This is a genomic window from Lentzea sp. NPDC060358, from assembly GCF_042725365.1.
GTDB lineage: Bacteria > Actinomycetota > Actinomycetes > Mycobacteriales > Pseudonocardiaceae > Lentzea.
In genome coordinates this window covers 1-20,803 of the sequence record NZ_JBHXCW010000139.1, presented here as the reverse complement: position 1 = coordinate 20,803, position 20,803 = coordinate 1, and the positions used below count along the sequence as shown (strand labels likewise).

The following is a 20,803-nucleotide window of genomic DNA, read 5'->3' as shown; positions in this document are numbered from 1 at the left end:
GTGGCCCATTGTGTTGACCGTTCGCGTCTCAGTGGGCGGAGGCCACGGGCTTCACCCGCGGGTTGTCCTCGTCGACGTGGTAGTCGGACGGATCCGTGTGGTCGACGCCGTTGGGCGACTTGGCCTTCCTGGCGATGAGCGTGACGACCACCGCCACCAGCAGGTTGACCAGCAGCGCGACGATGCCGACGTAGATCTGCGTCGTCGAGGCGCCGAACGGGTGCCAGCCGAAGAGCGAGATGTTGCCCAGCGGCAGCGCGGACCCGGCGAAGTGCGACTTGCCGACGGCCGGGTTGCCGATGTTGTAGAGCAGCCACATGCCGTAGCCCATGCCGGCGACCCAGCCGGCGACCAGCCCGTAGACGTGGAACCAGCGCGTGTAGAGCGCGATCGCGACCGCGGGCAGCGTCTGCAGGATCATGACGCCGCCGATGAGCTGCAGGTCGATCGAGAACTGCGGGTCGACGAACACGATGAACGCCACCGCGCCGAACTTCACGACGAGGCTGGCGAGCTTGGCCTGCTTGGCCTCCTCCGCCGGGGTGGCGTTCTTCTTCATGTACTCCTTGTAGATGTTGCGCGTCCACAGGTTCGCCGCCGCGATCGACATGATCGCCGCCGGCACCAGCGCGCCGATGCCGATGGCCGCGAACGCGATGCCCGCGAACCACGACGGGAAGTTCGCGCCGAAGAGCTCGGGCACGATCGTGTTGGTGTCGGGACGGCCGGTCGCCTGGTTGACGATCGGCTTGGTGCCCGCGCTGATCGCGACGAGGCCCAGCAGCGCCAGCAGGCCCAGCAGCAGCGAGTACGCCGGCAGCGCGACCATGTTGCGCTTGATGACGTTGCGGCCGCGGCTCGCGAGGATGCCGGTCAGCGAGTGCGGGTAGAGGAACAGCGCGAGCGCGCTGCCCAGTGCCAGCGTCGCGTACTGCAGCTGGTTGGAGCCGGTCAGCAGGATGCCGTCGGCCTTGTTGGGCGTGGCGTCGAACTTGGCCTGCGCGTCGTTGAAGATCTCGCCCCAGCCGCCGAACTTCGCGGGCAGGTAGATGATCGCGACGAGGATGACCAGGTAGATCAGGATGTCCTTGACGAACGCGATCAGCGCCGGCGCCCGCAGACCCGACTGGTAGGTGTAGAGCGCGAGGATCAGGAACGCGATGAACAGCGGCAGGTGGCCGAGGATGCCGGAGCCGTTGAGGCCCATGCTCCGCAGCACCGCCTCGAGGCCGACGAGCTGCAGCGCGATGTACGGCATGGTCGCGACGATGCCGGTGATCGCGATGATCAGCGCGAGCCAGTGCGAGCCGTAGCGGCCCTTCACGAAGTCGGCGGGCGTCACGTAGCCGTGCACGCGGCTGACCGACCACATGCGCACCAACGGCAGGAAGACGATCGGGTAGAGGATCACCGTGTACGGCAGGGCGTAGAACCCGAGGGCGCCCGCGCCGAACATGAGCGCCGGCACCGCGACGAACGTGTACGCGGTGTAGAGGTCGCCACCGACCAGGAACCACGTGATCCAGCTGCCGAACTTCCTACCGCCCAGGCCCCACTCGTCGAGGTGGTCGAGGGTCTCGCCCTTCTGCCACCGCGCCGCCACGAAGCCCATGACCGTGACGAGCAGGAAGAGGGCGCTGAAAACGATCAGCTCTGTCCACTGCATCAGTTAGCTCCCTCGTCCAGGTCGTCCACGCCGAGCTTGTCGGGCTTGCCGGTGACCACGGGCTCGTCCTTGGTCTTGACGTAGACCAGGCCGACGCACAGGACGCCGAGCGGCACGAACAGGAACTGGTACCAGTAGAAGAACGGGAGCCCGAAGATCCGGGGCTCGTCCATGTTGAACCACGGCGTGATGAGCATGAGCAGCGGACCTACCAGCAGCAGGTTCCAGTTGCTCCAGCGCAAGCCGGTCTTGTGATCCGACGGCATGGTGGCCCTCCGTGTACGCGGTGTTGCGCGGATGTTAGGCCTGATCACACGTGCCGTCAGCCTCGTGATCGGAATCGTTGCACTCGGCTTAACGTTCCCTTTGGACTATTCGGCCTGCAGACGGCCCACAAGATCCCGTTCGGCGGCGTGGAAGTACTCGTCGAGCTGGGCGGCGGCCTGGTCCACCGTCCCGTTGTTCAACAATTCCACAATCCTTCGATTCCACGGCAGGTACGTCTGGTGGAAGGCCTCCACCTCGTGCGCGACCCGAAAGGCGAGCATGAGCTCGGCGAAGAGGCGGTCGCACTCGTCGCTGAGCCGCGTGCTGCCGGCGAGGCCGACGATGCCGCGGTGGAACTGGATGTTCGCGCTGCCGGTCTTCGAGAAGTCGCCCTTCTCGGCGCGGGCCACGGCCTGGCGCACCGGTGCCCGCACGGCCTCGCGCTGGGCGTCGCTGACGTCGTTCCACAGCCGCAACGCCCCGCACTCGATCACGCTGCGCGCGGCGTAGAGGTCGCGCACGTCCTCGCCGGTGGGCCGGCGCACGAAGACGCCGCGGCTGTGCTCGTGCACCAGGATGCGGTCGCGGGTGAGGAGCCGGAACGCCTCGCGGAGCGTGTTGCGACTGACCCCGAGGGCGCCGCCGATCGCTTCCTCGCTGAGCCGCAGGCCGGGTTCGAGCTCACCGTCGAGCACCCGCTCCCGCAGCATGTCGGCGACCTTCTGCGCGGTGCTCGCCCGCTCCAGGTCGGCCTTGCCCTGGGCCAGCGTCGACACCCACGTCTCACTCACCGATCCAGTCTATTTGCAGGATCGTTCCATTGCACTATCGTAGAATCGTTCAACAATCCCACGATCCAACAAAGCGCAGCCGATGGAGGGGTGGCCATGGACCTGAACGCGGATCTCGGCGAGGGCTTCGGCCACTGGACGCTGGGCGACGACAAAGCGCTGCTCAAGGTCGCGACCAGCGCGAACGTCGCGTGCGGCTACCACGCGGGCGACGCGGACACGATGCGCGAAACCTGCGCGGCAGCGGCAGAAGCGGGCGTGGCCATCGGCGCCCACGTCGGCTACCACGACCTGGCAGGCTTCGGCCGCCGCTTCGTCGACGTGGCCCCGGACACCCTCACCAACGAGGTGCTGGCCCAACTGGGCAGCTTGTCCACCTTCGCCAGGACAGCCGGCACCAGGGTCTCGTACGTGAAACCGCACGGCGCCCTCTACAACGCGCTGGTCCGCCACGAGTCCCAGGCAGACGCCGTGGTCGACGCGGTCCGCCTCTTCGACCCGACCCTGGCAGTCCTGGGCCCACCGGGCGCGGTCTGGCTGAAACGAGCCTCGGTGGCGGGCCTGCGCATCTGGCACGAGGCCTTCGCCGACCGCGCCTACACAACGGCAGGCACCCTGGTCCCCAGGGGAGAACCGGGCGCGGTCCTGCGAGACCCGGCGGAGATAGCGTCCCGCTGCGTCCAACTGGCCACCGAGGGCTGGGTCCGCAGCGTCTCGGGCCGCCCGGTCCGCATCCAGGCGGACTCGATCTGCGTGCACGGCGACACCCCCAACGCCGTGGAGATAGCCCGCACGGTCCGCACGGCCCTGGAGTCGGCAGGCGTCCCGGTGGGCAGGGTGGAGTCACCGCTGCGCCACACCCGCCAGGCGGTCTGACCCCCGCAGCGCGGCCGCCGGAAAGTGTCAGACCTCGTCAGTAGGTTGGGCCGCGGGGGACGCCAAATCCAAGGGGACCCTTGCGCAAGCACGCCCGCCGGGCGGGCAGCCCGCCCGGCGACCACGGCCCGTCCGCCTGCCGGCCAGCCTGCCTACCCGCCGGCCACGGCCCGCCCGCCCGCCGACCACAGCCAGGCCGCCTGCCGACCACGGCCAGCCCGCTTGCCTACTCACCGGCCAGACCTCGGCGCTGACACCCCGCCCGGCTGGTCAGGGCTGGGCGTCGGCATCCTGGCCCGCCCGTTGGCCACGGCCAAGAGCCGCATCCCGGCCCTCGCACTGGTCAGGGCTGAGCGGTGCCATCCACGGCACGCCCGAAAGTGTCAGACCTCGTCGGTAGGTTGGGCCGCGGGGGACTCCGAACCCAAGGGGACCCTTGCGCGAGCACGCCCCAACGCGTCCAGCGGACGCGCCAGCCCAGGAGACGTGCCAGCCCAGCAGAGACCTGCCGGCCCAGCCAGGCGCGCCCGCCTTGCGGACCGACCGGCCCAGCCAGGCGCGCCCGCCTTGCGGACCGACCGGCCCAGGCAGACGCGCCAGGCCAGCAGACCTGCCAGCTCAGGCAGACGCACCAGCTCACCAGTCCCGCCGGCCCAGGCAGCCCAGCGAGCCCGGCGCCACCAACGCACCCGCCGCCCCCAGCGAGCCCAACCCCGCCCGTGCAACCCCAGCTTCAACCCCGTCAAACCAACTCGGACCGAACCAAAGCGGCAGCCCCCACCAACCCGGCCTCCCCACCCAGCTCAGCAGCCCGAACCTCGAGCCCGGCCAGGTAGGACAACCCGGCATGAGCCTTCAAAGCCCGCCGAACAGGCTCGAACAACAGTTCTCCGGCCTGCGCCACCCCACCCCCGACGACCGCCAGCTCCAGGTCGCACACGGCAGCGGCCCCGGCGATCGCCATCCCGACAGCGGCGCCGGCCCGCTCGAAGGCCGCCAGCGGAACCTCCTCACCGGCCAGCGCGGCGGCGGCCAGCAGGGCGGCGTCGGCACCGTCGGGCGCCCGCCACCCGGCCCGCCGCGCCCAGGCCACCATCCGCGGTCCGGAGGCAACGGTTTCCACGCACCCGCGGCCACCGCACGTGCACGGCAGCCCGTCCGGCTCCACCACGACGTGGCCGATGTGCCCGGCGTTGCCGGTGCGACCGCCGAACGACCGCCCGTTCAGCACCAGCCCGCCGCCCACACCGGTGGACACGACCAGGCCGACCATGTGCGCGCACCCGCGTCCGGCGCCGCGCCAGTGCTCGCCCAGCGCCATGCACACGCCGTCGCCCGCGAGCTCCACCCGCACGCCGGGGAACAGCGAGGCCACCGACGACCGCAGCGGGAAGGCCTGCCACGACGGCACGTTGATCGGGGAGACGGTGCCGGCGACCGCGTCCAGCGGGCCCGCCGAGCCGATGCCCACGCCCGAGACCTCGGAACCTCCGACCACCGACGAGACCAGGGACACGACCGCGTCCCAGACGTCCGCCGCGGGCGTCGGGACGCGTGCGGAGCGCACCACGGCGCCGTCCGCGTCCACCAGGGCGGCGGCGATCTTGGTGCCGCCGAAGTCCAGTGCCAGCACCAGATCAGTCACGAAGAGGCATGGTAACCGCCGCTAACGCTTCAGCATCCGGGTCAGGCCGGCGGCCACGGTCGTCGCGAGCACCCAGCCCGTCACGATCAGCCCCGACGCGATCCACTGCGACGCGCCGGGTGTCTGCCAGCGGTTCTTGTTGCCGAAGTCGACGATCGGGACGACCAGGTCGATCGTGTAGAGCCACGCGTTCCACGGCAGGTGGTCGTCGTCGTTGATCTCGATCAGCGGCCCCTTGAACTGGAACCACAGGCTGCCCACGACCCACGCCGCGATCAGCCACCCGAGGGCGCGCGCCGGGCGGTAGCCGTAGCCGACCATCGACCGCTGCAGGAAGCTCCAGACCAGCACCAGCGGCCCGAAGAACCGCATGCCCTCGGCGACCGCCTTGTAGCGCAGGCGCTGCTTCTCGATCAGCACGGTCGAGGCGTGCTCCTCGTTGCCGGCGGCGGTCAGCATCTCGGCGAACTGGTCGTACGGGCGCGGGTGGTAGCTGCGCCGCATCGCCGCGCGCAGCCAGCGCAGGCGCTGGGCCACCTGGGCGTCGTCGCGCAGGTCGATCGGGTACGCGAGCGAGTCGTAGCGGAAGTCGTCGAGGTCGATGAAACCCGTGGCGTTCCAGAAGTTCTCGTTGTCGTCCAACGACGTGCAGCGCGCCTGCCGCAGCGTCACGAGGCCCTTGGGCGGCGACACGACGTTGAGCATCAGCTCCTGCACCTGCATGCCCATGGCGTTCAACGCGTGGCTGTCGAGCTTGTAGCCGAGCACCGCGCCGTTGAAGTTCGCCATCCGGCCGATCGTCGCGCGGCGGCACCGCACCCCGCCGTGCGCCACGAACTCCTTGTCGCCGCGCGCGCAGATGAGGTCGCGGCCGATCGTGGCGCCGCCGATGTCGAGCGACGGCTTCTCGCGCGGCTGGTGGCGGTACTTGCCGGGCCTGATCAGGCGGCTGCCGCGCAGGTCGAGGTTCGCGCCGACGGTGATGCCGCGCAGCTCCAGACCACCCGCGACGTCCGACTCGCGCACCACGAAGTTGCTGCCGATCTGCGAGCGGTTGGCCAGCACGGCGTCCGCGGCCGGGTTGTCCACAGTGGCCCGTTCGATCGTGATGCTGCCGCGCACGTGGGTGTCGACCATGCGCAGCTGGCCCTTGATCCGCACGTGCCGGCCGACCACGTCGCCGCCGATCTCCGCGCCGTCGACGTGCAGCGCGCGGCCGGACCCGGTCGGGTCGGTGCCGACGGACGGCGGCGAGACGGCGTCCAGGACGGCGTCCGCCAGCGACAACGTGCCGCCGATGCGCGCGTTCACCGCGCGGACCGTGCCGGCGCTGGAGAAACCGCGGTCGAGCTCCAGGTCGCCGGAGACGTCCGAGCGGTCGAGGACCAGCGTCGCGGACGGGTCGGCGTGCGGGTCGGTGGTGTGCTCGAACTCCGAGCCGCGCGAGAGCGTCGAGCCGCGCAACGACAGCGCCGAGCTGATCTTGGCGTTCGCGAGGAACACCACGCCGTGGGAGGTGAACGCGCCGATGAAGTTGCCGCCGACCTGCATCCCGTTGCCGTTCAACGTGAAGCCGTCGGGGTTCTCCAGCACGGCGGTGCCGAGGTTGACGTTGCCGCCGATGCGCGCGCCCGCGAGCCGCATCTCGCCCTCGGTGTGCAGGCCGAACCCGAGCAGCGCGCCCGCGACCGTCAACCGGTCGCCGTGCACGCACAGGCCGCCCGGCACGCTGAAACTGCTGTCCCGCAACAGGACCGAGCCCGCGATCTCCGCGTCGGTGAGGTCGGTCAGGCCCGCGACGCGGCAGCCGAGCAACGAGACGTCGTTGCTGCTGCTGAGGTTGCGGGCCTCGAGGCCGGGCAGGTCGCAGTCGGTGAACGAGATGCCGGCGAGGTTCGCCTGCCGCAGGTCCGGCGCCGCCTCGAACTGGCAGCGCTCGAACTCCAGCACGTACGGCACCTCGACCGCGCGCAGGTCGAGGACGTCGGTGACCACCCTGTCCACCACGCGGATGACGGGCGGGGTGCTCGGCCTGCGCCGAGGCAACCGCCACCCGCCACCACCGGCGTTCTCGTTCTCCCCCAACAGCCCCCGCAGCACGTCCGCCGCGGAGACCCTCCCCCTCGCCACGCGGCTAGACCGGGTCGCTCGGGCCGTGGTGCGTCGGGTCGAGGACTCGGGCCAGGAACTCCTGGGTGCGCGGCTCCTGCGGGTTGCCGATCACGTCGGCCGCGGGACCCTCCTCGACGATGTAGCCGCCGTCCATGAAGATCACCTTGTCGGCGACCTCGCGGGCGAACTGCATCTCGTGGGTCACGACCAGCATCGTCATGCCCTCGTCGGCGAGCTGGCGCATGACGCCCAGCACGTCGCCGACGAGTTCCGGGTCGAGCGCGGACGTCGGCTCGTCGAACAGCATCACGTCGGGGTCCATCGACAGCGCGCGGGCGATCGCCACGCGCTGCTGCTGGCCGCCGGAGAGCTGCGCGGGCATCGAGTGCGCCTTCTCGCTCAGCCCGACGCGCTCCAGGTTGTGCAGCGCGACCTTGCGCGCCTCGTCCTCGGAGCGCTTGAGCACCTTGCGCTGCGCGACCGTGAGGTTCGCCAGCACGTTGAGGTGCGAGAACAGGTTGAAGCCTTGGAAGACCATGCCGATCTTGGTCCGCGCGGCGTCGATGTCGACGTCCGGGTCGGTCAGCTCGGTGCCGTTGACGACGATCTTGCCGCCGCTCGGCTCCTCCAGCAGGTTCACGCAGCGCAGCAGCGTCGACTTGCCGGAACCCGACGGCCCGATGATGCAGACCACGTCGCCGCGGTTGACCGTCAGGTCGATGTTCTTGAGGACTTCCAGCGAGCCGAACGACTTCTTCAGCCCGGTGATCTCGACGGACACGTCGCTCATGCGGACACCTTCTTCCTGCCGCCCGTACCGCGACGTTCCAGGTACCGCGACAGGTAGCCGAGCGGCAGCGTGATGATCAGGTAGCACAGACCGGCGATGAGGATCGGCGTCAGCGACGGGCTGCGGCTCAGCGTCTCACGGCCGAACTTGGTCAGCTCGTACTGCTCGCGGAACAGGCCCAGGATGTAGATGAGCGAGGAGTCCTTGGTCAGCAGGATCAGCTCGTTCGTCAGCGGCGGCAGGATGATCCGGAACGCCTGCGGGATCACGATCGTGACCATCGCGCGGCCCTGCGACATGCCGAGCGAGCGCGCGGCCTCGACCTGGCCCTTCGGCACCGCCTGGATGCCGGCGCGGATCGTCTCCGCCATGTACGCGGCACCGACGCCACCGAGCGCCAGCATGACCGTGGTCAGCGGCGGGAACTGCATCTGGAACGCGATCGGCACGCCGTAGTAGATGCCGATGAACACCAGCAGCGCCGGGACACCGCGGAAGAACTCGATGTAGACGGTCGCGATCCACCGGTAGGGCGCGACCGAGGAGAGCTTCATCAGCGCGAGCACGAGGCCCAGCGCGAGTCCGAACCCGAAACCGAGCGCGGTGTAGATGATGGTGTTCTTCAACGCCACCGTGATGACGTTGGGGAACATCGAACTGGCGATGTCCACGTTGAAGAACGCGGCCTTGATCTGGCCCCAGTCGGCCAGGAAGGCGACGAGCAGGGCGATGACGACCAGCAGGCCGTACTGCGCGTAGCGGAAGTACTCCGCGCGCTTGCGCTTGGACAAAGCCATTGCGGCTCCTAGCGAAAGGGGTTCGGACAAGCGGCGGGGCCGGCGCTTTCTGCCGCACCGGCCCCAGGAGAAGCGACTACTTCGAAGTCGGCTTCTTGCCGAACCACTTCTCGTAGATCTTGTCGTACTCGCCGTTCTCCTTGGCCTTCTTCAGCACCTCGTTGACCTTGGTCAACAGGGCGGTGTTGCCCTTCTTGATGCCGATGCCGTACTTCTCACCGGTGTCGAACTCGGTGGTGACCTCGGTGTCCGGGAACTCCTTGGCGTAGTCGTAGAGCACGCCGTTGTCGTTGATCACCGCGTCGACCGCGCCGGTGCGCACGGCGGTCTCCGACAGGGGGAGGTCCTCGAACTGGACGACGGTGTAGCCGCTGGCGGCGGCGTTGTCGTTCGCGTACTTCTCACCCGTGGTGTCCTGCTGGACGCCGAGCTTCTTGCCCTTGAGGTCGGCGAGGGCCTTGAGGTTCGAGCCCTTCTTGACCAGCAGCGCCTGCGAGGCGTCGAAGTACGGGTCGGAGAAGTCGATCGCCTGCTTGCGCTCGTCGGTGATCGTCATGCCGGCGGCGGCCAGGTCGCACTGGTTCGCGCTGAACGACGTGCCCGAGGTGATCGTCTCGAACGGGGTGTCGAAGATCTGCTGCGTGACCCCGAGGTCCTTCGCGACCAGGTCGACCAGGTCGACGTCGAAGCCGACCGTCTTGTCGCCCTCGCTGAACTGGAAGGGCTTGTAGGAGAGGTGCGTGCAGGTGACGAGCTTGCCGCTCTGCACCAGCGAGACACCGGAGTTGCCGGCGGGCTGGTTGGTGGGAGTCGCGCAGCCCGACGCTGCCATCACGGCCAGTCCCAGTGCGGGGACCACGGCCATCAACTGCCTGGTTCGACGAGCCACTGCGTCACTCCTCGTAACTGTCGCGGACGAGTGAACGGGATCCTGCCACTCGGGTGACGCGTGCGACAGCACGTGCGTGTTACAGGCCACTGCCTTGCAATGATTTTGCGTCAAATCGGACTTGCGGGCGCAGATTCTTGTGCAATTTGGCCTAGGTCACACAACGTCTGCACGTATTGCACACGAATGATAACCATCCGCGAGCGTGTCCTTGATCAGGATTTGATCACGACAGTGCTGCTCAGCGCGTGCGTCCGGTCAGCAGCCCGGCGACGAGGGCCGTCCATCCGGTCTGGTGCGTGGCCCCCAGGCCCTCACCCGTGTCGCCGTCGAAGTACTCGCTGAACGTGACGTGCTTGCGCCAAAGAGGTGACTCGGACGCCTCGATCCGCTTGCCGTCCGACGGCCTGCGCCCGTCGTGGTCCGGCAGGAAGAGGCCGACCAGCCGGTCGCTCAGCTCGTCCGCCACCTGTCCTGCGGTGACCCAGCGCCCGGACCGCGTCGGCAGCTCGACCCGGAACGCGCCGTCGTGGAACGCGCAGACCGTGCGCAGCGCCTCGACCAGCAGCGCGTTGGTCGGCAGCCAGATCGGGCCGCGCCAGTTCGAGTTGCCGCCGAACATCGGCGTGTGCGACTCGCCCGGCTCGTAGCCCATGCGGTGGTCCTGGCCCGCGACCTTGACCTCGAGCCCCTCGCGGTGGGCCGCGCTGAGCGAGCGGATCCCGTGCGGTGACAGGAACTCCTGCTCGTCGAGCATCCGGTGCAGCACCCGCTGGAGCTTGACGTCGTCCAGCAGCGACACGAACGCCCCGCGCTCGTAGTGGAACGTGATGAACTGCCGCAGCTCCGGCCGCCGCTTGAGCAGGTGCTCCAGTCGGCTGGTGAACCCGTGCAGCTCCTCCAGCACCCACGGCTCCAGGACTGCCGAGGCCAGCAGCGGGATCAGCCCGACCATCGACCGCACGCGCACCGGCTCGGACTCGACGCCGCCGTCCGGGCGCCGCCGCGAGACTCGGTCGTAGCAGAAGCCGTCCTCGTCGTGCCAGATGCCGCCGCCGTGCGACCCGAAGTGCGTGAAGGCCTGCGCGATCGACAGGAAGTGCTCGACGAACTTGGTCGCGACGTCCTCGTAGGACTCGTCGTCGCGCGCGAGCTCCAGCGCGATCTGCATGAGGTGCAGGCTGTACGCGGCCATCCACGACGTGGCGTCGGACTGCTCCAGCCGCCACTCGCCGAGCATCGGCTCCGACCGGTTGATCGGCCCGATGTTGTCCATGCCGAGGAACCCGCCCTCGAACAGGTAGCTGCCACCGGCGTCCTTGCGGTTGACCCACCAGGAGAAGTTGAGCAGCAGCTTGTGGAAGATCTTGGCGAGGAACCCGCGGTCCCTGCTGCCGTCCGCGCGGTAGACCTGCAACGCCGCCCACGCGTGCACCGGCGGGTTGACGTCGCCGAACTCCCACTCGTAGGCGGGGATCTGGCCGTTGGGGTGCATCATCCACTCGCGGCAGAACAGCAGCAGCTGCTCCTTCGCGAACGCCGGGTCGACCAGCGCGAACGGGATCGTGTGGAACGCGAGGTCCCACGCCGCGAACCAGGGGTACTCCCACTCGTCCGGCATGGAGATCACGTCGGCCACGTCGAGGTGCCGCCAGTGCACGTTGCGCGCCTCGGGCGTCCGGCGCGACGAGGGCGCCTCGGGTTTGGTCGGGTCGCCGTCGAGCCAGTCGCGCGTGCGGAACCGGTAGTGCTGCTTGGTCCACATGAGACCCGCGAGCGCGCGCCGCAGCACGTGCTTCTGCTCGGACCCGACGTCGGGCGCGATGTCGTCGTGGAACTCGTCGGCCTCGGCCTTCCGCGCGGCCATGGTCTCGGCGAAGCTCGGGCCGAACGGGTCCAGGTGCCCGTCGCCGCCGACGAGCCGCAGCCGGACGGTCACCGTCTCGCCCGGCTCCACCGGGTCGAACGAGTACCAGGCGGCGAACTTGGTGCCGGCCGCGCCCGCGTCGTCCGGCCCGACCACCTGGCACGAGCTCGTCGACCCGCGCACGACGTAGTCGCAGACGCCGTCCTTGGCCCACGGCGACGGGTTCCGCTCGGCGCCGAAGAGAGCGACCTCGTTGCTCTCGTTGTCCGTCATGAGCATCGACGGCGAGTCGTCGAGGTGCAGCGTGTACCGGCCGAGGTTGCCGTGGTCGGCTGTCACCTTGCGCCCGGTCGTGGTGCTCGCGACGAGCTGGCACGGCCGCTGGTCGCGGCCCCACGCCCAGGTGTTGCGGAACCACAGCTGCGGCAGCAGGTGCAGCGGCGCGTCCTGCGGCCCGTGGTTGGTCGCGCTGATCTCGACGCAGATGTCGTCGGTGTCGGCCTTGGCGTAGGTGACCTGGACGTCGAAGAACCGGTTGTCGTCGAGCACCCCGGTGTCGCTCAGTTCGGGCTCGCGGTTCTCCCGGCCGGCGTGGCGCGCCATCTCCCGCAGCCGCGCGTACGGGAACTCGCGCTGCGGGTACCGGTAGACCACCTGCATCCAGGAGTGGGTGGGCGTCCCGTCGGTCACCCACCAGTGTTCCTTGACGTCCTCGCCGTGGTTGCCCTCGTCGTTGGTGAGGCCGAAGTACCGCTCCTTGAGGAACGGGTCGCGGCCGTTCCACAGCGCGAGGCCGAAGTTGAGGAACCCGTGGACGTCGCAGATGCCGGCGATGCCGTCCTCGCCCCAGCGGTAGGCGCGCGAACGGGCGTGGTCGAACGGGAACGACGCCCACGCGTCACCCTCGGGCGAGTAGTCCTCGCGGACCGTGCCCCACTGGCGGCCCGACAGGTACGGCCCCCACAGCCGCCACGGCGAGGTCGGGGTCTCCGACTCCGCGAGACGCGCTCGTTCCGCATGTTCGACCATCGGCCCAGTGTGGAACACCTGGTCGGACGGCTGGTGGGGTCCGGGTCCTGTGTGAGTTCTTCCTCGCTGGAGGACGGGTCAGGCCTGCCTGGAGTGCGCGTCGAGCACCAGCGCCACCCCCTCGGTGACGCGCGCCGCGTGCGCCAGGTGCAGCCACTCGTCCGGCACGTGGAGGTTCGAGTCCGGCCCGACCGCGCCCGTGACCAGGAACTGCGCGTCCGGGTACGCGTCGTGCAGCAGGCCCATGAACGGGATCGAGCCGCCCAGCGACACGGTCCGCCACGGCGAGCCGAAGACCTCCTTGCCGGCGTCGTCGAGCGTCGCCGACAGCCACGGCGCCAGCTCCGGCGCGTTCCAGCCGTCCGCGTGCTCGACGCGCGAGAGCTCGACCGTCGCGCCGTACGGCACGTCGGAGGTCAGCTTGGCCTTGACCGCCTCCAGCGCCGCGGCGGACGACGCCGTCGGCGGCAGGCGGAACGAGAGCACGAGGGTGGTGAACGGGCGCAGCACGTTGCCCGCGTCGTCCGGCAGGGGCAGGCCCTCGGCGCCGGTCACGGACAGGGTCGGCCGCCAGCCGGAGTTGAGCGCCAGCTCGACCTCGTCGTCGGACATCGGCCTCAGGTCGCCGACGCGCGGGACCGGGTCCCACAGCGCGCCCGGTGCCGCCTCGACGGCCTCGCGCACCTCGGCCAGCCGGTGCGCCGGGATCTCCACGTGCATCTCCGGCACGAGGACCTCGCCGGTCTCGGAGTTCTCGACCCGGTCGAGCAGGATCCGGGCGATCCGGAACGACGACGGCACGATGCCCGACGCCATGCCGGAGTGCATGCCGCCCTCCAGCACCCGCACGGTGGCCGTGACCTGCACCAGCCCGCGCAGCGACGTCGTCAGCCACATGCGCTCGTAGTCCGAGCCGCCGGAGTCGAGGCAGACCACCAGCGACACGCGGCCGAGCCGGTCGGAGAGGTGCTCCAGGTAAGCGGGCAGATCGGGCGAACCGGACTCCTCGCCGGTCTCCAGCAGCACGACGCACCGGGCGTGCGAGCCGCCCGCCGCGCGCACGGCCTCGATAGCGGCGATTGCGGCATATCCGGAGTAACCGTCATCGGCCGCGCCGCGTCCGTAGAGACGTCCGTCACGCAGCACCGGGGTCCACGGGCCCAGCCCCTCGCTCCAGCCGCCCACCGGCGGCTGCTTGTCGAGGTGTCCGTAGAGCAACACCGTGTCGTCGCCCGCGTTGCCGGACGCGGGCACGTCCACCACCAGCAGCGGCGTGCGTCCCGCCAGTTGGACGACTTCGAGCTCGGCGCCCGGCAGGTTCCGCGCGGCGATCCAGGCCTGCACGTGCGCGATCGCCGCGGCCAACTCGCCGTGTTCTTCCCAGGCGGGGTCGAACGCGGGCGAGATCGCCGGCACGGCGACGAGCTGAGACAGGCTCGGGACGATCTCCTCGTCCCAAAGCGTCCTGACGGTGCTGGTCACAACAGAGCGGTCCACCTCTCGATCCTGTCACGACTCCGCCTCCGCCCGCGTCCGTAGCCTCTTGTACGAGGCCTCGAGCTGAGTTAACGATCGGTAACCGGGACAGCGGTGTCCGGTAGTCGGACGAGGACCGTCGGAGGACAAAAGGTCGAACTTCCGACAGTTGTCGCTGATCAGAACGTTGACTCGTGTGTTACGAAGTGGGACGGGTCTCACCAACTCGGGTGAGGCCGTGTCAGGATGTGGTCGTAAGCCACCGTCACCGTCGACGGCTGCCTCCGGCCCCACAGGGTTGGCGGCGACCGCCGACGTCGCCGCACGAGGTCGTCACGAGCGATCAGGCGGTCGGAGTAGACAGAGGAGAAGGCGCATGTCGTCCCCTGAGCAATGGACGCACCCTGAGCCGGACGCAGCGCCGGCCGCCACTGCCGCAAAACCGACAGCGGAACAGGTGATCGCAGGCTTGCGAGCGACAGACGAGGGTGGCGCCGACCTGGTGCAGCTCCTCACTCCCGAAGGCGAACGGGTCCAGCACCCGGACTTCGACATCGACATCACGGCGGAGGAGCTGCGCGGTCTGTACCGCGACATGGTCCTGATCCGCCGGGTCGACCGCGAGGCCAACGCGCTGCAGCGCAAGGGCCAGCTCGGCATCTGGGTGCCGCTGCTCGGCCAGGAGGCCGCGCAGATCGGTGCCGGCCGCGCGATGCGCCAGACGGACATGGCCTTTCCCAGCTACCGCGAGCACGGCATCGCGTGGACGCGCGGGATCAGCCCCACCGAGCTCCTCGGCATCTTCCGCGGCACCGACCAGGGCACGTGGGACCCGGTCGAGAAGCGCTTCCACCCCTACACGATCGTCATCGGCAACCAGGTCCTCAACGCGGCCGGGTACGCGATGGGCCAGAAGTTCGACGGCAAGGTCGGCGACGACGAGGGAGAAGCCACCATGTGCTTCTTCGGCGACGGCGCGACCAGCCAGGGCGACGTGCACGAGGGCTTCGTGTGGGCCGCGGTCTACGACGCGCCGCTGGTCTTCTTCTGCCAGAACAACCAGTGGGCCATCTCCGAGCCCACCGAACGCCAGTCGCGCCTGCCGCTCTACCAGCGCGCCCGCGGCTACGGCTTCCCCGGCATCCGCGTCGACGGCAACGACGTCCTCGCGACGCTCGCCGTGACGAAGTGGGCGCTCGACGAGTGCCGCCACGGCAACGGCCCGATCCTGATCGAGGCGTTCACCTACCGGATGGACGCGCACACCACCTCCGACGACCCGAGCCGCTACCGGCTGTCCGACGAGCTGGAGATGTGGAAGCTCAAGGACCCGATCGAGCGCGTGAAGGTCTACCTGGTCCGCCAGCAGTGGGCCGACAGCGCGTTCTTCGAGGGCATCGAGGCCGAGGCCGACCAGTTGGGCGAGGAGCTGCGGGAGTTCTGCACGAACATGCCCGACCCGCCCGCCGAACGGATCTTCAGCAACGTCTACGCGGAGGGCAGCCCCGCCCTCGACGCGCAGCGCGACGAGTTCCTCGACTACGTCTCGGGTTTCGCGGGAGGCGAGCACTGATGGCAGCACCGACGATGGACCGTTCCACGGCCGCCGCCCCGGCGTCCCCGCAGACGCTCACGATCTCGAAGGCGCTCAACCTGGGCCTGCGGGCGGCCATGGAGGCCAACCCCAAGGTCATCATGATGGGCGAGGACATCGGCAAGCTCGGTGGCGTCTTCCGCATCACCGACGGCCTGCAGAAGGACTTCGGCGAGCAGCGCGTGCTCGACACGCCGCTCGCGGAGTCCGGCATCATCGGCACCGCCGTCGGCCTCGCGATCCGCGGCTACCGCCCGGTGTGCGAGATCCAGTTCGACGGCTTCATCTTCCCCGGCTTCGACCAGATCGTGTCGCAGGTCGCGAAGCTGCACTACCGCACGCAGGGCAAGATCAAGATGCCCATCGTGATCCGCGTGCCGTTCGGCGGCGGCATCGGTGCCGTCGAGCACCACTCGGAGTCGCCCGAGTCGTACTTCGCGCACACCGCCGGCCTCAAGGTCGTCTCGTGCTCGAACCCGGCCGACGCCTACTGGATGATCCAGCAGGCCATCGACTGCGACGACCCGGTGCTGTTCTTCGAGCCGAAGCGCCGCTACTACGAGAAGGGCGAGGTCGACACGACCGCCACGCCCGGCAAGCTCTTCGAGTCGCGCGTGCTGCGCCAGGGCACGGACGCGACGCTCGTGGCGTACGGCCCGATGGTGCGCACCGCCCTGGACGCCGCGGGTGCGGCCGCCGAGGACGGGACCTCGCTGGAGGTCATCGACCTGCGCACGTTGTCGCCGCTGGACCTGGCGCCCGTGTTCGAGTCGGTGCGCCGCACCGGCCGCCTGGTCGTCGTGTCCGAGGCGCCGTCCGAGTCCTCGATCGCCAGCGAGATTGCAGCCAAGGTCCAGCAGGAGTGCTTCTACTCCCTGCAGGCACCGGTGCTGCGGGTGACCGGTTTCGACACCCCGTACCCGCCGTCGAAGCTCGAGGAGGAGTTCCTCCCCGACCTCGACCGGGTGCTGCACGCCGTCGACCGCTCTCTCGCCTGGTAAGGGGACAACCGGAAATGCCGCAGTACAAGCAATTCCCCCTGCCCGACACGGCGGAGGGGCTGACCGAGGCCGAGATCCTCACCTGGCACGTGAAGCCGGGCGACACCGTCACGGTCAACCAGATCATCGTCGAGATCGAGACGGCCAAGGCCGCCGTCGAGCTGCCCTGCCCGTGGGCGGGCGTCGTGACGGAGCTGCTGGCCGAGCCCGGCCAGACCGTCGAGGTCGGCGTCCCGATCATCACGATCGACACCGACCCCGGTGGCGCGGCCGCGCCCGCGCCCGCCGCCGCTCCCGTTGCGGCGGAGGCGAACGGCACCTCGTCCGGCAAGATCGGCGAGGAGATGCCGGGCGGGCGCATCGCGACGCTCGTCGGCTACGGCCCGAAGTCCGGTGCGGCCAAGCGCCGTGCGCGCAAGGACGCCTCGGCACCGGCCCCCGCGGCCGCCGTCGTGGCCCCGCCCGCTCCGGTCGCCCCGCCGGCTCCCGTCGCTCCCCCGGCACCGGTCGCGACTCCGGTCGCGGCGCCGGGCGGGTACGTGCCGCTGGCGAAGCCGCCGGTGCGCAAGCTCGCCAAGGACCTCGGCGTCGACCTGCGCGCGCTCACGGGCTCCGGCCCCGACGGCGTGATCACCCGCGAGGACGTCGAGAGCGCCGTGGCCGCACCCGTCACCTCGGCGCCGTCCGCACTGTCCTTCGTGGACAACGGCGGCCGCGAACGCCGGGTGCCGATCAAGGGCGTCCGCAAGGCGACCGCGCAGGCCATGGTGGACAGCGCCTTCACCGCGCCGCACGTGACCGAGTTCCTGACGGTCGACGTGACCCCGATGATGGAACTGCGCGCGCGCCTGAAGAACGCGCCGGAGTTCCGCGGCGTGAAGCTGACCCCGCTGGCGTTCTGCGCCAAGGCGGTCGTCCTCGCCGCCCGCCGCACGCCCGACGTCAACGCGACGTGGGACAGCGCGGCCAACGAGATCGTCTACAAGGACTACGTCCACCTGGGCATCGCGGCCGCCACGCCGCGCGGCCTGGTGGTCCCGAAGGTCCGCGACGCCGACCGCATGTCCCTCAAGGAACTCGCGGTCGCACTGGACGAGCTCGCCACCGTCGCCCGCGACGGCAAGACGGCCCCGGCCGACATGATGAACGGCACCATCACGATCACCAACGTCGGCGTCTTCGGCGTCGACACCGGCACGCCGATCCTGAACCCCGGCGAGTCCGCGATCCTCGCCCTGGGCGCGATCCGCGACATGCCGTGGGTGGTCGACGGCGAGATCAAGATCCGCAAGATCTGCCAGCTCGCGCTGTCGTTCGACCACCGCGTGGTCGACGGGCAGCAGGGTTCGCAGTTCCTGGCCGACGTCGGCGCGCTGCTGGCCGAGCCGGGCATCGCGATGACGTACTGAGAACAGGTCGTGGGTGCTTTCCGTCGTTCGGTCGGCGGAAAGCACCCACGGTTTCTCGCCTATTGCAGGATCGTGCCGGTCACGGCTTCCATCCGCCGGAACTCACCGGTGGTGCCGACGACGTTCACCTGACCGGCGCCCGTGCACTTGTAGCCCATCCAGGCGTAGTCCTGCACGTGGGCCTCCGCGCACGAGCCCAGGCTGCTGCTCCCGAACCCGATCGCCTCGATCCGGCGGAACTCACCGGTCGTGCCGACCTGGGCGACCACGCCGTCCGCCACGCACACCTGAGGCCGCCAGCCGTAGTCCTGCACGTGCGCCTGCGCACAGGTCCCGCCGCCCGTGCCGTAGGCCACGACCTGGAGCGCCTCCAGCCTGCGGAACTGGCTGATCGTGCCGGCGAAGGCCCAGCTGCCGTCGTCGTCGCAGTCCCAGCCCTGCCAGCCGATGTCCTCGACGTGACCGCGGAAGCAGACCACCGGAACCGCGCTCCTGCCCACCTCGGGCAAGGTGTCCACGGCGACGCCGACCGTCTGCACGGCCGCCCTGGTGGTGGTCTCCGGCTCGGACGTCCCCGCAGTCGCCGGTGCGGAGATCGTGGTCACCAGCGCGGCAGCGAGCCCCACGCCGCCGACGAACAACTTCATCGCATGCGAAATCGAACGCATTGATTCCCCCAGAACCAATAGACGGGTCGGCGCACACTGAACAGACCTTCGACGAAGGTCCGAAATCGATGATTGCCCCCCAGGCGATACCGACGCGATCGACGTTTCCACAGGTCGTACGGGCCCGCACTAGGTCGTTCGGATGAAACTCGTGGTCAGCCACCTGATCGGTTGACGAGGTTGACCCTCCAGCAACTGGAGACTGCACAGTGGTCCCCGTGACGCGCTACCAGATCGGCGAGCTCGCCAGGATGACCGGACTCACCGTCCGGACCATCAGGTTCTACTCCGACTCGGGCCTCATCCCGCCCACGGACAGGACCTCCGGCGGCTACCGCACCTACGACGCCGACGCGCTGGCCAGGCTGAAGCTGGTCCGCACGCTCAGGGACCTGGGCGTGGACCTGCCGACGGCCGGCCGGGTGCTGGCGCACGAGGTGTCGGTGACCGACGTGGCGCGTGCACACGCGGAAGCGATCGACGCGCAGATGAGGACTTTGCGGCTCAGAAGGGCCGTCCTGCGCGCCGTCGCCAAGGGAGGGGAGATGGAACTGATGAACGAGTTGGCACGCATGTCGGACGAGGAGCGCCAGCGCATCCTCGACGACTTCTTCGAGGAGGTGTTCGGGCCCTACGAGCTGGACCCGCAGTTCGAGCAGCACATGCGTTCCGTGCGCATCGAGCTGCCCGACGACCCGACGACCGAGCAGCTGGAGGCGTGGGTCGAGCTGGCGAAGCTCGTGCAGGACCCGGACTTCCGCGCCGCGGTCAAGCGGATGTCCCAGCAGCACGAGGAGCAGCGCCGCAACGGCGAGGACATGGGCCCGCGGTCGGAGGACCAGATGGAGGCCTTCACCTTCGCGGTCACCCGGGCCCGTGAGGCGCTCGACGCCGGCATCGCGCCGGAGTCCGCCGAGGCCCGCGAGGTCGTGGCCCGCGTCAACGCGAACTGGGCGCGGGCGCTGGGCCTGCCGGACGACGAGAGCCTCGTGGCGAAGCTGCGCGAGCTCTCCGACTTCGCCGACCCGCGCGCCGAGCGCTACTGGGTGCTGATCGCGAATGTCAACGGCTGGCCCGCCGTGCCGGACCACTCGCGCGAACGCGCGTGGCTGCGCGAAGCCGGCCAGCCGTTCGGCTGATCCTCCGCCACCGCAACGGGAACCAGCTGGGCGCCCAGCTCGTTCCCGTGGCAACGAAGGGGGATCGTCATGTCCGCACTGTTCGAAATCCTGGGGAGCGTCTTCGGCGAGGCCTTCGGACCGTCCGGCGAGGACCACACGCGCGGCGACGGCGACGTGTTCCTCGACGGCGAGTGGCACGAGGGAGAGCTCTTCTTCGGCCCCACCAGGATCATCTGGGACGAGCGCATCGTCTTCAGCGACGCGGAGGGCCGCGTCGAACAGGTCGTCGACCACGACCCACCGCACCCGAACTTCGTGGTGCTGCACTTCCGCCGCCCGGCGGACACCGTGCTGCTGGCCGTGCACCGCCGCGAGCTCACGCGGGTGGGCGCGGTCCTGACCCTGCCGCTCTAGCGCTACTCCTCGTCGCCCCGCCGAATGGCGGCGAAGGCGAGGCTGCCGCCCGCGAGCGCGAGGGCGAGCCCGACCCACCCGCGCTGGTTCACGACGGGGTCGTCCTGCATCTGCGCGTTCAGCAGCGGGATGGCGAAGAGCAGGGCGCCGCCGAAGAACGAGACCGCCGCCACCGCGCCCAGCCACACCGGCTGGACGAACCCGCGGAAGCTGAACCCGCCCCTGACCATGATCCGCACCACCAGCATGAGGGCGACGGAGACCACCACGAGCACGATGTTCGCCGCCCGCGGCAACAGCGGACTGCCTGTCACGAAACCGGAAACGATGACGATGGCGTCGACGAGGATGACGAGAAGCGAGGCCCACTCCGGCCGCGACGGTTTCATGC

18 protein-coding genes are annotated in these 20,803 nt (G+C 69.7%); 6 read left to right on the top strand and 12 right to left on the bottom strand.

Annotated features, from left to right (window positions below; all coding sequences use genetic code 11):
* Window positions 1-28 precede the first annotated feature (28 nt).
* The 3 genes from mctP to ACFWGZ_RS26115 form a co-directional block, all read right to left on the bottom strand.
* Window positions 29-1,666 (bottom strand): monocarboxylate uptake permease MctP, encoded by a 1,638-nt coding sequence (gene mctP, locus ACFWGZ_RS26125; protein WP_382454210.1) that lies wholly within the window; start codon window positions 1,664-1,666, stop codon window positions 29-31.
* Complete coding sequence (locus ACFWGZ_RS26120; protein WP_382454209.1) at window positions 1,666-1,932, bottom strand: DUF3311 domain-containing protein; 267 nt, start codon at window positions 1,930-1,932, stop codon at window positions 1,666-1,668. Before ACFWGZ_RS26120 ends, mctP begins: the two co-directional genes overlap by 1 nt.
* Window positions 1,933-2,037: 105 nt before the next feature.
* The gene (locus ACFWGZ_RS26115) at window positions 2,038-2,724 is read right to left on the bottom strand and encodes a GntR family transcriptional regulator (RefSeq protein ID WP_382454208.1); all 687 of its coding nucleotides are present in this window, start codon (window positions 2,722-2,724) and stop codon (window positions 2,038-2,040) included.
* Window positions 2,725-2,820: 96 nt separating this feature from the next.
* Here ACFWGZ_RS26115 and ACFWGZ_RS26110 point away from each other — a divergent pair, with 96 nt between their 5' ends.
* Entirely contained in the window at window positions 2,821-3,600 is a 780-nt protein-coding gene (locus tag ACFWGZ_RS26110) for a LamB/YcsF family protein (protein WP_382454207.1), read from the top strand.
* Window positions 3,601-4,342: 742 nt separating this feature from the next.
* Here the strand turns inward: ACFWGZ_RS26110 and ACFWGZ_RS26105 are convergent.
* The 7 genes from ACFWGZ_RS26105 to ACFWGZ_RS26075 form a co-directional block, all read right to left on the bottom strand.
* Window positions 4,343-5,245 carry an ROK family protein gene (locus ACFWGZ_RS26105; RefSeq protein WP_382454206.1) on the bottom strand — a complete coding sequence of 301 codons (903 nt, stop codon included), beginning with the start codon at window positions 5,243-5,245 and terminating at the stop codon, window positions 4,343-4,345.
* Between the two features lie 21 nt (window positions 5,246-5,266).
* Entirely contained in the window at window positions 5,267-7,375 is a 2,109-nt protein-coding gene (locus tag ACFWGZ_RS26100; RefSeq protein WP_382454205.1) for a hypothetical protein, read from the bottom strand.
* A gap of 4 nt (window positions 7,376-7,379) precedes the next feature.
* On the bottom strand, window positions 7,380-8,147 hold the full coding sequence (locus ACFWGZ_RS26095) for an amino acid ABC transporter ATP-binding protein (RefSeq protein ID WP_382454204.1): 768 nt from the start codon (window positions 8,145-8,147) through the stop codon (window positions 7,380-7,382).
* On the bottom strand, window positions 8,144-8,944 hold the full coding sequence (locus ACFWGZ_RS26090; RefSeq protein ID WP_382454203.1) for an amino acid ABC transporter permease: 801 nt from the start codon (window positions 8,942-8,944) through the stop codon (window positions 8,144-8,146). Before ACFWGZ_RS26090 ends, ACFWGZ_RS26095 begins: the two co-directional genes overlap by 4 nt.
* Before the next feature lie 76 nt (window positions 8,945-9,020).
* Window positions 9,021-9,833 carry a basic amino acid ABC transporter substrate-binding protein gene (locus ACFWGZ_RS26085; protein ID WP_382454202.1) on the bottom strand — a complete coding sequence of 271 codons (813 nt, stop codon included), beginning with the start codon at window positions 9,831-9,833 and terminating at the stop codon, window positions 9,021-9,023.
* Window positions 9,834-10,074: 241 nt separating this feature from the next.
* Window positions 10,075-12,729: a glucosidase gene (locus ACFWGZ_RS26080; protein ID WP_382454201.1), complete on the bottom strand. Its 2,655-nt coding sequence runs from the start codon at window positions 12,727-12,729 to the stop codon at window positions 10,075-10,077.
* Between the two features lie 78 nt (window positions 12,730-12,807).
* Window positions 12,808-14,226 (bottom strand): M20/M25/M40 family metallo-hydrolase, encoded by a 1,419-nt coding sequence (locus tag ACFWGZ_RS26075; RefSeq protein ID WP_382454200.1) that lies wholly within the window; start codon window positions 14,224-14,226, stop codon window positions 12,808-12,810.
* 355 nt (window positions 14,227-14,581) lie between these two features.
* On the opposite strand from ACFWGZ_RS26075, the gene pdhA reads away from it, so the two are divergent.
* Genes pdhA through ACFWGZ_RS26060 form a run of 3 tightly spaced genes read left to right on the top strand, consistent with a single transcriptional unit; the run spans window position 14,582 to window position 18,209 of the window.
* A complete protein-coding gene (gene pdhA / locus ACFWGZ_RS26070; RefSeq protein WP_382454199.1) occupies window positions 14,582-15,778 on the top strand; it encodes a pyruvate dehydrogenase (acetyl-transferring) E1 component subunit alpha in 1,197 nt (398 codons plus the stop codon).
* Window positions 15,778-16,800 (top strand): alpha-ketoacid dehydrogenase subunit beta, encoded by a 1,023-nt coding sequence (locus ACFWGZ_RS26065; protein ID WP_382454198.1) that lies wholly within the window; start codon window positions 15,778-15,780, stop codon window positions 16,798-16,800. Before pdhA ends, ACFWGZ_RS26065 begins: the two co-directional genes overlap by 1 nt.
* A gap of 14 nt (window positions 16,801-16,814) precedes the next feature.
* A complete protein-coding gene (locus tag ACFWGZ_RS26060) occupies window positions 16,815-18,209 on the top strand; it encodes a dihydrolipoamide acetyltransferase family protein (protein ID WP_382454197.1) in 1,395 nt (464 codons plus the stop codon).
* 59 nt (window positions 18,210-18,268) lie between these two features.
* On the opposite strand, the gene ACFWGZ_RS26055 is transcribed toward ACFWGZ_RS26060, so the two are convergent.
* A complete protein-coding gene (locus ACFWGZ_RS26055; protein ID WP_382454196.1) occupies window positions 18,269-18,856 on the bottom strand; it encodes a hypothetical protein in 588 nt (195 codons plus the stop codon).
* Window positions 18,857-19,095: 239 nt separating this feature from the next.
* On the opposite strand from ACFWGZ_RS26055, the gene ACFWGZ_RS26050 reads away from it, so the two are divergent.
* On the top strand, window positions 19,096-20,016 hold the full coding sequence (locus ACFWGZ_RS26050) for a MerR family transcriptional regulator (RefSeq protein WP_382454195.1): 921 nt from the start codon (window positions 19,096-19,098) through the stop codon (window positions 20,014-20,016).
* Between the two features lie 69 nt (window positions 20,017-20,085).
* Window positions 20,086-20,412: a hypothetical protein gene (locus tag ACFWGZ_RS26045; RefSeq protein ID WP_382454194.1), complete on the top strand. Its 327-nt coding sequence runs from the start codon at window positions 20,086-20,088 to the stop codon at window positions 20,410-20,412.
* A gap of 2 nt (window positions 20,413-20,414) precedes the next feature.
* On the opposite strand, the gene ACFWGZ_RS26040 is transcribed toward ACFWGZ_RS26045, so the two are convergent.
* On the bottom strand, window positions 20,415-20,803 hold a 389-nt coding region (locus tag ACFWGZ_RS26040; protein WP_382454193.1), incomplete at its 5' end, for a hypothetical protein.

Coding starts and splice junctions, on each gene's coding strand:
- ACFWGZ_RS26055 (WP_382454196.1), bottom strand. CDS start 18,856: ATGAAGTTGTTCGTCGGCGGCGTGGGGCTCGCTGCCGCGCTGGTGACC.
- ACFWGZ_RS26065 (WP_382454198.1), top strand. CDS start 15,778: ATGGCAGCACCGACGATGGACCGTTCCACGGCCGCCGCCCCGGCGTCC.
- ACFWGZ_RS26120 (WP_382454209.1), bottom strand. CDS start 1,932: ATGCCGTCGGATCACAAGACCGGCTTGCGCTGGAGCAACTGGAACCTG.
- ACFWGZ_RS26080 (WP_382454201.1), bottom strand. CDS start 12,729: ATGGTCGAACATGCGGAACGAGCGCGTCTCGCGGAGTCGGAGACCCCG.
- pdhA (WP_382454199.1), top strand. CDS start 14,582: ATGTCGTCCCCTGAGCAATGGACGCACCCTGAGCCGGACGCAGCGCCG.
- ACFWGZ_RS26045 (WP_382454194.1), top strand. CDS start 20,086: ATGTCCGCACTGTTCGAAATCCTGGGGAGCGTCTTCGGCGAGGCCTTC.
- mctP (WP_382454210.1), bottom strand. CDS start 1,666: ATGCAGTGGACAGAGCTGATCGTTTTCAGCGCCCTCTTCCTGCTCGTC.
- ACFWGZ_RS26095 (WP_382454204.1), bottom strand. CDS start 8,147: ATGAGCGACGTGTCCGTCGAGATCACCGGGCTGAAGAAGTCGTTCGGC.
- ACFWGZ_RS26060 (WP_382454197.1), top strand. CDS start 16,815: ATGCCGCAGTACAAGCAATTCCCCCTGCCCGACACGGCGGAGGGGCTG.
- ACFWGZ_RS26110 (WP_382454207.1), top strand. CDS start 2,821: ATGGACCTGAACGCGGATCTCGGCGAGGGCTTCGGCCACTGGACGCTG.
- ACFWGZ_RS26090 (WP_382454203.1), bottom strand. CDS start 8,944: ATGGCTTTGTCCAAGCGCAAGCGCGCGGAGTACTTCCGCTACGCGCAG.